Annotated in this window: 7 protein-coding genes; 3 read left to right on the forward strand and 4 right to left on the reverse strand. The window is 43.2% G+C overall.

All coding sequences use genetic code 11. The features are described 5' to 3' along the window. Nucleotides 1-154 precede the first annotated feature (154 nt). The 3 genes from KSX81_RS14865 (at nucleotide 155) to KSX81_RS14875 (ending at nucleotide 4,104) form a co-directional block, all read left to right on the forward strand. The gene (locus tag KSX81_RS14865; RefSeq protein ID WP_052587968.1) at nucleotides 155-2,794 is read left to right on the forward strand and encodes a glycoside hydrolase family 2 protein; all 2,640 of its coding nucleotides are present in this window, start codon (nucleotides 155-157) and stop codon (nucleotides 2,792-2,794) included. Nucleotides 2,795-2,955: 161 nt separating this feature from the next. Beyond that, entirely contained in the window at nucleotides 2,956-3,267 is a 312-nt protein-coding gene (locus tag KSX81_RS14870) for an iron-sulfur cluster assembly protein (protein WP_004299750.1), read from the forward strand. Nucleotides 3,268-3,339: 72 nt separating this feature from the next. Beyond that, entirely contained in the window at nucleotides 3,340-4,104 is a 765-nt protein-coding gene (locus KSX81_RS14875; protein ID WP_004299751.1) for a UDP-2,3-diacylglucosamine diphosphatase, read from the forward strand. 165 nt (nucleotides 4,105-4,269) lie between these two features. Here KSX81_RS14875 and KSX81_RS14880 read toward each other — a convergent pair whose 3' ends face one another. The 4 genes from KSX81_RS14880 to susD form a co-directional block, all read right to left on the reverse strand. Then, complete coding sequence (locus KSX81_RS14880; protein WP_004299752.1) at nucleotides 4,270-6,546, reverse strand: alpha-amylase family glycosyl hydrolase; 2,277 nt, start codon at nucleotides 6,544-6,546, stop codon at nucleotides 4,270-4,272. A gap of 163 nt (nucleotides 6,547-6,709) precedes the next feature. Beyond that, nucleotides 6,710-8,191 (reverse strand): DUF5115 domain-containing protein, encoded by a 1,482-nt coding sequence (locus KSX81_RS14885; RefSeq protein WP_004305043.1) that lies wholly within the window; start codon nucleotides 8,189-8,191, stop codon nucleotides 6,710-6,712. Between the two features lie 25 nt (nucleotides 8,192-8,216). Continuing rightward, nucleotides 8,217-9,389: a SusF/SusE family outer membrane protein gene (locus tag KSX81_RS14890; protein ID WP_004299754.1), complete on the reverse strand. Its 1,173-nt coding sequence runs from the start codon at nucleotides 9,387-9,389 to the stop codon at nucleotides 8,217-8,219. A gap of 35 nt (nucleotides 9,390-9,424) precedes the next feature. Beyond that, nucleotides 9,425-11,035, reverse strand: a complete 1,611-nt coding sequence (gene susD, locus KSX81_RS14895; RefSeq protein WP_004299755.1) for a starch-binding outer membrane lipoprotein SusD — start codon at nucleotides 11,033-11,035, stop codon at nucleotides 9,425-9,427. Between the last annotated feature and the right edge of the window lie 27 nt (nucleotides 11,036-11,062).

Consider the following 11,062-nt stretch of genomic DNA (forward strand, 5'->3'; position numbering starts at 1 on the left):
TATTAGTTTGAATCCCCTTATTTATCCTTGTTTTGTATATGAAGAGGACAAATAGGGGGATTCGTATCTGGAATATACTATCTTTGTGTGTCGAAGACATCTTTGGGTTGATTGCGACATACAACATGACATTCATCGTAAAATAAAACTTTATATGAGACGAATCTTTGTTAGCTTACTGCTTTTATCTCTGTTTTTTATGGGCTATGCCCATGAGCCGGAATTTTCAACAGCCGGTTTCTTCCGGTTGCCGGATACCGGGCGTGATGTGTACTCGATGAATCCTGCCTGGCGTTTTTATAAAGGAAGTGCGGTGGGTGCCGAAGCAAAAGAATTTAACGACAAAGCCTGGCAGGTGGTGTCTTTACCTAATGGTATTGAGTATCTTCCTACTGAGGCTAGTGGTTGCATCAATTATCAGGGGGAAGTATGGTATCGTAAACACTTTACTCCATCCGAAGCATTGAAAGGAAAGAAACTGTTTCTCCACTTTGAAGCCATTATGGGTAAAAGTAAGATTTATGTAAACGGTAAATTATTGGCAGAGCACTTTGGAGGCTATCTTCCCGTATCGGTAGATGTGACTGATGCATTGAAGTGGGGAGAGGACAATGTGATTGCGGTGTGGGCTGATAATAGCGACGATCCGACCTATGCGCCTGGAAAACCACAAGATGTGTTAGATTATGCCTACTTGGGAGGTATTTATCGGGATTGCTGGCTGATTGCACATAATTATGTGTTTATCACGGATCCGAATTACGAGAACGAAATAGCAGGAGGCGGACTGTTTATTGCCACCGATCGTGTATCGGAGCAATCGACAGATATTCTCTTGAAAGCGCATATACGTAATGAAGACAAACAGGGCTTTGCAGGAAAAATTTCCTATTCTTTAGTAGACCGTGCAGGAAAAGAAGTGGCATCGTCAGATGTGAAACTGAATATCCGTAAAGGGACTGCGACAAGTCATAATGGAAAGATGAAAGTGAAGCAGCCGCATTTATGGACTCCTGAATCACCTTATCTGTATAATCTGTGTGTGCGTATTTATGATAAGAATGGAAATGTAGTAGATGGTTATCGTCGTCGTGTCGGTATCCGTAGTATCGAATTTAAGGGAAAAGATGGCTTCTGGCTGAATGGAAAACCTTATGGTAAACCTTTGATGGGAGCTAATCGGCATCAGGATTTTGCAGTTGTAGGAAATGCGGTTGCCAATAGTATTCACTGGCGTGACGCCAAGAAACTGAAAGATTTGGGGCTGGAAGTAATCCGTAATGCACATTGTCCGCAAGATCCTGCTTTTATGGATGCTTGTGATGAACTTGGTCTGTTTGTTATCGTGAATACTCCGGGATGGCAATTCTGGAATAACGAACCCATTTTTGCCAAACGGGTTTATAATGATATACGTAATATGGTTCGTCGTGACCGTAACCATCCTTGTGTATGGCTGTGGGAACCGATCTTGAATGAAACATGGTATCCGGAAGATTTTGCCGGGCGTGTGAAAGGGATTGTTGATGAGGAATATCCTTATCCGTCCTGCTATTCCGGTTGTGATGTGCAAGCCAAGGGCTCGCAATATTTTCCGGTACAGTTTGCCCATCCGATGGATCTTTCAAAACGTGATCCTAAAATTACATATTTTACACGCGAGTGGGGAGATAATGTCGATGATTGGAGTTCGCACAATTCTCCAAGTCGCACAGCCCGTAACTGGGGAGAACAGCCTATGCTTATACAGGCTGCTCATTACGCTTCTCCTTATTATAATTACATTTGCTATGATGGTTTGTATAAAGAGTCTCCCTGCCATGTGGGCGGATGCTTGTGGCATTCGTTCGATCATCAGCGGGGATACCATCCGGACCCGTTCTATGGTGGATTGATGGATGTATTCCGTCAGCCTAAGTATTCCTATTATATGTTTAAGGCGCAACGTCCGGCTGTCGTTTCCGAGAGTTTGGCAGAAAGCGGACCGATGGTTTATATCGCTCACGAGATGACACCGTTCTCAAGCAGAGATGTAACGGTGTATTCCAACTGCGATGAAGTTCGTTTGACTGTGAATAAAGATGGGCAAACTTATACCTATAAAAAAGACAAGACACGAAAAGGAATGCCTTCTCCGGTAATAACTTTCCCCGGGATATTTGACTTTATGGTTGATAAGAAGATGACTCGTGAAAAGCATGATGCGGACGTCTATTTCCTGGCAGAGGGACTGATGGATGGCAAGGTGGTGGCTACACATAAAGTAATGCCCGCCCGCCGTGCAGAACAGATTCGTTTGAGAGTAGACAACGAAGGAATCGGACTGCGTGCTGATGGATCTGATTTTGTTACTGTTGTGGCAGAAATCACAGATAAGAATGGAAATGTAAAGCGTTTGAATAATTATTATATCAAGTTCTTTGTAGAAGGAGAGGGACGTATTTTGGGCGGAGCTAATGTATTGGCAAATCCTGCTCCGGTGAAATGGGGCAGTGCTCCCGTATTGATCCAGTCGACCACGACTCCCGGAAAGATTAAGGTAAGAGCCAGTGTTTTGTTTGAGGGATCACAGATGCCCGTAAGCGGTGAACTGGAACTAACATCTTCCGCTCCAATGTATCCATTGATATTTGATAAGAAAGAAGAAGCGTTGCCTAAGCCATCCGAATCGTTCTCCATGGACAAGAAGAGTGATGCTGAACTGGAGTTGGAACGCCGCCGTCGTGAACTGAATGAATTAAAACTGAAAGAAGTGGAGCAACAACAGACAGATTTCGGTGAGAAAGTAGATTAAGACTACTCATTACAACAATTTACTGTTCCGGTGTGTTTTTTAGTAACCGGAGATAGAGAGTAAATGATATATTCTTTAGGCACGGGATACGCATTCCGTGCCTAATTTTTTATGTTTCATTTTTTATCTCTATCTTTGCGATACATAATAAATAAGGACGTATGGAAAAAATTGAAATAGAAGAGAAGATTGTAGCTATGCTAAAGACAGTGTACGATCCGGAGATTCCGGTCAATGTATACGATCTTGGACTGATTTATAAGATTGACGTCTCCGATAGTGGAGAAGCGGCACTCGATATGACGCTGACAGCTCCCAATTGTCCGGCTGCTGATTTTATTATGGAGGATATTCGCCAAAAAGTGGAGTCAGTAGAAGGAGTGAATTCCGCCACCATCAATCTGGTCTTCGAACCTGAATGGGATAAAGACATGATGAGTGAAGAAGCCAAATTGGAATTAGGTTTTCTTTAATCGTTCTATGTCAGGCAGTGCTCTGATTTTATAAGTTGTAATTCGTTATTAGATCTCGTAACTGGTAATTAAATGAAGAACATTTATTTTCTTTCCGATGCACATCTTGGTTCTCGTGCTATTGAGCACGGGCGTACTCAAGAACGGCGTTTGGTGAACTTCCTCGATAGTATAAAGCATAAGGCTTCCGCCATTTATCTACTGGGAGATATGTTCGACTTCTGGTATGAATTCCGGCTGGTAGTTCCTAAGGGGTACACCCGTTTCTTGGGGAAGCTCTCCGAACTAACAGATATGGGTGTAGAGGTGCATTTTTTTATAGGTAATCATGACATCTGGTGTGGAGACTATCTCACCAAAGAGTGTGGTGTCATCATGCATCGCGAACCATTGACTACTGAAATCTACGGAAAGGAGTTTTATCTTGCTCATGGTGACGGCTTGGGTGATCCGGATAAGAAGTTCAAGCTACTTCGTTCGATGTTCCACAGCAAAACTTTGCAAACGATGTTTTCTGCTATTCATCCCCGCTGGAGTGTTGAATTGGGTTTAACATGGGCTAAGCACAGCCGACAAAAACGGGCGGACGGAAAGGAACCGGATTATATGGGAGAAAACAAGGAACACTTGGTACTATATACCAAAGACTACTTGAAAAGCCATCCCAATATCAACTTCTTTATTTACGGACATCGTCACATTGAACTGGATTTGATGTTGAGCGCCACCTCCCGTGTGTTGATTTTGGGAGACTGGATTAACTTCTTCTCTTATGCCGTGTTTGACGGAGAGAATCTCTTTTTGGAAGAGTATATCGAGGGAGAGACACAGGTCTAATTATGTTTCAACAAAATAAAAGGTCAGGCATAATACGGAACAAAATATAAAACAAGGGCACAAAGAAGTAGCAGAAAAATAACCTGCCATCTTTGTGCCTTTGTCGTTAGAGAATCTTCAATGCTTATTAGTTAAATCTTCCTTTCTGCTCAAAACACCCGCTCGTTATTCGGCAAAGTTGGTGTATAAGCGGAACTCGTGTGCAGGAACACTGATCTTTTTTTCTCCCTCCACGGGATTCCCATTTTCCAGATATAGATACCATGTACCTTCAGGAATAGTATAATCGATAGATGCATTGGTGAAATTCGCATACACATGAAGTTGTTTCCCATTCACAGCTTTCAATGTCAGTGTACGTCCATTATCCCAATCATTATAACTGACTTTCCAGGTAAATTGAGAAGAAGCGTTGAATAAATCGGAGTGTGTTGTCCGTAGAGTGATTAGTTTTGTATAAATATCTACCAAGCTTTTACGCTCTGTCTGATATTCCCAAAGGACTGGTTTCTTTCCGGTACGTCCATTTTCGTCTATTGAAATATCATACCCCATTTCGCCGAATTGCCAAAGCATTTTCGGACCTGGAACCGTAAAGAAGAATGCGGCGTTGGATGATAACTGTTTGAGCCGTTCGGACAGGTTGGTTTTTAAGGCTCCATTTCCGTATTCAATCTGTTTATAGGCACACCGCTCTTCGTCATGACTTTCCATATAGCCCACAAATTGATTCGGACGGGTGGTGTCATATAATCCGGAGAAATCACTATTATCTTTCCAGCCCATAGCCGACTGACAATAAGAATGGTTCATATTCCTCCAAAAATGAATTCCTTCTGTGGCTAAAGTTGTTTCTTCATTTGCACAGAAATGTTCCATGGTAACCATTGCATCTTCTTTGACAGCTTTTACGGCTTCGTAGTATTCTTTCAGTACTGATACACGAGCAGGGTCGGTTGCCGCCAAATCATCATCACCTGTTGTCTGTTTCTGTGTGAAACCTTTGGTGAAATCGAAACGGAAACCGTCGATGTGGTAAGTATCTAACAGATATTTCAGGTTGCGTTTGACAAAAGCTTTTGTTTGTTCTGAAGTGTGATTGAAATCATCCGGTGAAAAAACATACTTCTGATGCGGTGTTACAGCGTTCAGCCATGGATTCTTAGTGGAAGGGCGGTTATTAAACGTATCCCAGTACATACGGGCAAACGGATTATCATTGTTCGTATGGTTGTAGACTACATCGAAAATAACGGCGATTCCATTCTGATGGCAGGCGTCAATAAAAGCTTTATATTCATTTTGAGTTCCATACGAGGCATCCAGTGCAAAGTATAGTCCGGTGTTGTATCCCCAACTGTCATTACCTGCAAATTCTTGTACAGGCATCAGTTCGATAGCATCTATTCCCAGTTCTTTTAAGTAAGGCAGCTTTTCCATTGCTCCTGCCAGATTTCCACTGGAAGTAAAATCCCGCAACAAGAGCTCATAGATAACCGGATTTTCTTTATTCTTCATCTCAAATTCTCCGGCACTCCATTGATAGGGTTGTGGGTTTGTGCTTACGACTGATACGTAAGGTGCTTGTGCGCCAGTGGGAAAGTTGGTATCCACTCCCTTTTCCAATGCTTGCTCACAATAAGGATCGCACAAGTAAGTACCGCCATCCGAAGCACTGTACACAAAGTACTGGAACTGTGTTTCACCGGCAGTCAATTCCTCCAGAGTGATCCACCAGCAATGGTTTGTTTCGTCATATTTCATCATGTAGCGACTATCCAGTTTCCAGTTGTTGAAATTACCTGTTACAAATACACAATCTTTATGACCGCCCTGACTGTCCTTATCATATAATACAAGCATTATCGAAGTGGCCGAATGGATATGAATACCCTCTTTTTCTTCTCCGGATATGGGGAGAGGGGCTTTTTGCGGTTCTTCCCAGATAAATCCGTTTTGACTATCTTCTACTAAAGTTGCGTAATCGTAGGTTTGTTGGCTACCTTCCGCATCACGTACAATCAGGTTAATGGTCTGTAAGGGAGTAGATGGAGCAACAGAATAGAAATGGCGGATAGATGAGGAAAGGGTGATACTCCACACATTGTCCTTTGTCTTTTTCAGTCTGTATTTATTCTGATTATCTCCCCATGTAGGTGCACCTGTCCAGTTTGCTCCTGTTCCGGAGTGTAAGTACAAGTCGTCAGCGTAACCATAGAAGTTACTTCCTTCGGGTGCTTTGAAGGTGATAGTCAGTGGTTCATCCGCTTTAGGAATAGCCGGATCAAAATTAAATCCGTCGTGGAGAACTTGTTCTTCCGGGGCAGGATCAGTTCCGGACGAAGGACGCTCGCCCGGCATCAACGGATCATCATCTGAACAAGCTCCAAAGCTGTTGAGTATCAGCAATAAAAGGAGCCAAATATATTTAAAGTCTTTCATAAGCCTTATTTTAGAATTCTTCTTCCAATGTAGTGGTACTATATTTAGCTTTGAGTGTGTCAGATTTCGATCATATCTCAAATCTCCTCTTTCCCGAAGAGGGAGACTTGAGATATGATCGTAATTGATTCTACTCGTTGTGCTGTTTAAGAGTGTCTGATAGTTATTCGACTTTACCTTTGCCTGTCGTAAAGTTAATATGGACTTTCTGACCGGCTTTTACATTACATTCGTAGCCAAGTTCGCTTAGATTATCCGATACGTTCTTATTCTCACGGTAAACGATAGTACCATCGCCTTCATTAGCCAGATCAAGTGTAAATTCGCTCTTCCACCAGCCTCCGGCATCTACAGCCGTAGTAGAAATACGTGCCATGCCTGTAACGGTTGCTGCCGGTGATATGAAGTCGCTTGTTTTATCGGTCGGAATCCTGAACAAGGTCGTTTCATCGCAATTCCACGAATTGTTAATCACACCTCCCAACAGGTAAACTTCCGGCAAACGGAATGAAATTGTTTTTCCTTCTGTAGTCACTGCGACAATTACCAGATACCATCCGGATTTACCAATGCCAATATTGCCTCCTGAGGATGTTAATTCGGCGAAATCAATTGCTTCCGGAGATAAGATTTCTTCGTCATAACCAAAGTCTCCTTCCCATTTTCTAACCGGAGCAAACTTGATTTGGTCTCCCGCCGTATAATATTGTATACTCCAGAACATTCCGGGAGTCTGTGTGACAGGAACCATTTCAGGAGCTACTGCCCAATCCCACCCAAGACTGTACGGAGATCCATTGATGTACATGTGCTCGGGTAGATCCTCCTTGATTGTGTATGTATAATCTTCTACATTAATCGTAATTTTCATTTTCTTTCCGCCGGCGCAGGTGAGATTATCCGGGTCGGCTCCTTCTTTATCCCTGAAAGCCAATAATCCCGGATCCGGATCTTCTATTACTTTGGAAGCACCCAAGGCTCTTTGCCAGGCATCCGGAGCTTCTATCGCACTTCCCGGGACAATCTTGAAATCAAACTTCTCTTCCGACTCGACGACTACTGAAAAGAGATACTGATTGTCTTTGTCTACTTCGAGCTTTGTGGCTGTCGATTTGTCCATCTGCCAGCTGTTTAGATCACCTACTATATAGTATTCCGTATCCACAGCCGGAGTTGCGACCGGAGTGATGGCAGATTGCATTTCCGGGTATTCAGTCAGTGAAGTTGCTTCACCGTTGGTTGTCATGACTACCGGTGTCAGCTTTAAAGTGACTTCGCGCTCTAAAGATTTTTGTGACTTATACAAACTTGCCACTTTTTGGTCAAGTTCTGTCAACCTGACTTTTATATTCCCATCTTTTACTTTTGACGGTAGATTTAATATCTGCCCTTCGGCAACTAATTCTATATTACAAGCTGTGAGTGAGAAGTTTTCTGCAATCGAAGAAACAGAGGCGATTACCACAGAATCGCCCGGCTGTTCTTCAAGTTTCATACTGGCAACCGGAGTTATATCTACCATTGCAGTTATAGCTTCTTCCTGGGGATTGGACTGGGGATCAGCCCAGTCCTTAAAATCTTCATCGCAAGCGGTGAAAGCTGCCGAAGCAAGCAACAGACACGCCATATATGATAATCTTTTCATGATATTCAGTTATTAAAGTTAACGATTATTGAGTAACGGAACCTGTTTTCTGAACAAAGTTCAGATTTATTTTCTGCCCTGCCTTAACGTTTATCGCATATTCAGGACCTATTTCCGACCAACTGTCAATCACACTTTTGTTTTCACGGAACACGATTTTTCCATTAGGTATAGCGAACTCCGTACGCCACCAGTCTTCTCCCGGAACTTTGACGGACATACGCAATTCTCCGCCTCCGGTGCATACCGGTGAAACAAAGTCTGCATCTGCCGTTGTTGGTGCTTGGAATTTGCCTTTATCGCCGAATGTCCAATCTCCTATAGCATTGCCTATCAGACAAACTTCGCCCGGAGCAATATCCAGCGTAAAGGCATAATCAGTCCCTTTGATGCTTACAGACATGATCACTGTATACCAGCCTGTGACATTAACGCTGATATTTTGTCCGCCAAATCCATCATCCGATCCGGTGAATGCATCCGAGGCTATTGTCAGACGTGGATCGTTGAATCCGATGTATTCTCCTTCTTTAGTACCGAACTTGAACATATCAGTGCCTCCGAAATAGAATAAACCGAAGAACTTGGACATTCCGTTTACTGCTGCCAAAGGCACCCAGTTGCTCCAATTACTACCTGCCATCGAGCCATTGATAAATATACTGGAAGGTAATTCGAGAGGCGGTACAGCTTTATATCCCAATACTTTGGGAAGTTCAATTACATTCGAAAAAGCGATGCCACGACCACTATTGGTCAGTTCCGCTTTCAGGCGTACATAAACGGGTATGGGAGTGGTCGGAAATTCTTCATCGGAGGATGCACTCCACAAGTCTCCCAGTGCCAATGCAAATTCTAAAGCTTTCACTTCCATTTTGGCAGAAGAATGGGTAGTACCCAAAGTTGTATAATTAGCTTCCGTATTTGTCTCTGCATGAGCGTCAACGAAAATTTCTTCCAGTGAAATTTGTACTGAATAAGTGGTTGCCATCGGAATCCCGTAATCCGGTTGTGTACAGGTTAATTCCAATGATTCGGAGTTTTTAAGGTCGTACACGTTGTTGGAAGCAAAAGCTGGCACATTCAGTACGAACGTATCCGGTTCGTTCAACACAGGGTTGCTGTCACGGTCTGCTTCACAGGCGGACAGAGCTAGTAGCCCCATTGTCAATGTAAATAGTTTATATAGGTTTTTCATTGTTTTCAGTCTTTAAAACGTGAATAAAGGTTCTATCAATATCCCGGATTCTGAGTCATATTTGTATTCGTCAGCGTTTCTGTTTTCGGTATCGGATAGAGATTATAGATCGAACTCACACCGTTTCCTTCAAAGGAACCGCCTTTCCAATCCCAGAGGTAGGTGCTTGAGGTGAAATAGCCATAACGGATCAAATCTGTGCGTCTGAATCCTTCCAGATACAATTCGCGGGCACGTTCATCCAGAATATAATCTAATGTCAGGTTATTGGCAGAGGGTATTTCTGTTGCTTTGGCACGGTCTCTGAGGGCTTTGATATCCAACCAGGCATTTTGTTGTGCATTTGCGCCGCCTGCTCTCAAATAGGCTTCCGCGCGAATCAGATAAGCTTCCGCCAAACGGAAGAACGGAATGTCCGTATCAGGAATTTTAGCATCGTGAGCGGGTTGTCCGTCCGAGCGCAGATTACTCCATTTCATAAATGAAAGTCCGTCGGTGAATTTACCTACACTTTCCAGTTCGGCTTTGCGACCGGTTGTATAGAACAAGGCGCGTTCATCTTTTGCAGCAGCCTGCACATCTCTCACATTCTGCCATTTATTATCGGTATATTCGGTGAAAGGAATATCCTCACTGTTTGCGAAGAACTTGTCAACCAGTGCTTTGCGTGTACGGATACATTCCCAAGGGTCATTTGTTCCGCGATTCGGCATGTCGCTCTTTTGCGTTGCAGCAATCAGGAAGTAACTTCCTCCGTAACTCTTTGCTTGTACACCATCCTGACGGATAGAAAGGATGATTTCTTTTTTAGCATCGGGATTTTCATCATTGTCTGCCATAAAAAGTTGTTCGTAATTTCCACACAATCCGTATCCATTGGAGGGATCGAGCACTTTGCCGGCATAGGTGATAGCATCATTCCAACGCGGTTGTCCGGTGTATACTTCGGCATTGAGATACAAACGGGCACGCAGCAACCAGCAAGCAGCTTTGTCGGCACGTCCGAAAGGAGCTTGACGCGGTTCGCTCATATCATTTTCGATGCTTTCCAGTTCGCTTTCAATATAAGCGAACAGTTCGGAGGCCGTCTTTTGAGGAGGATTCTCTTTGGAGAAGTGTTCGGTGAAAGGAGCTTTTCCGAAGGTGTCCATCAGATAATAGTAAAATAAGGAACGGAGAAAACGGGCTTCGGCACGTTGCTGAACGGAGGTAGCATCCTCTTTTCCGGCGATCTGATCCAGGAAGAAATTGCAGAGTGTGATATTATATGCTAAACGATTATATAATATTTCTGTCTGCTGATGAGAGGAGTTCCAACGCATATAAGTTAGTTCGGGGATACCGGCATTTTCTTGCCAGGTCCATATCATCTCATCAGTGCCATATTCATTGTTAGTGAAAAGAGCGCGATAGAAACAGGATTGACCTTCGTCCTTTACTGCGATATCCGGATCTTCGCTCAATTTTTGTCCGGTAAGTCCCAGTGAAGCGTATAGTTTGGTAAAGTACATATCTTGGTCGAAGGTGGCAGTCATCTGAGGATCGATTGGAGATATATCCAGGTCATTGATACAGGAGGTAATTCCGGTGGTCAGGCTAAGGAACAACGCTGCTGAAACTATTGATTTTATATATTTGAACTTCATAATAGTCTACTTTTTAATAAATTACAA

Source organism: Bacteroides sp. MSK.18.37, from assembly GCF_019129155.2.
Lineage (GTDB): Bacteria > Bacteroidota > Bacteroidia > Bacteroidales > Bacteroidaceae > Bacteroides > Bacteroides ovatus.

What these genes read in the sequence shown, in the direction of transcription:
- KSX81_RS14885 (WP_004305043.1), bottom strand. Translation starts at nt 8,191, where the DNA reads ATGAAAAGATTATCATATATGGCGTGTCTGTTGCTTGCTTCGGCAGCT.
- KSX81_RS14865 (WP_052587968.1), top strand. Translation starts at nt 155, where the DNA reads ATGAGACGAATCTTTGTTAGCTTACTGCTTTTATCTCTGTTTTTTATG.
- KSX81_RS14875 (WP_004299751.1), top strand. Translation starts at nt 3,340, where the DNA reads ATGAAGAACATTTATTTTCTTTCCGATGCACATCTTGGTTCTCGTGCT.
- KSX81_RS14890 (WP_004299754.1), bottom strand. Translation starts at nt 9,389, where the DNA reads ATGAAAAACCTATATAAACTATTTACATTGACAATGGGGCTACTAGCT.
- susD (WP_004299755.1), bottom strand. Translation starts at nt 11,035, where the DNA reads ATGAAGTTCAAATATATAAAATCAATAGTTTCAGCAGCGTTGTTCCTT.
- KSX81_RS14870 (WP_004299750.1), top strand. Translation starts at nt 2,956, where the DNA reads ATGGAAAAAATTGAAATAGAAGAGAAGATTGTAGCTATGCTAAAGACA.
- KSX81_RS14880 (WP_004299752.1), bottom strand. Translation starts at nt 6,546, where the DNA reads ATGAAAGACTTTAAATATATTTGGCTCCTTTTATTGCTGATACTCAAC.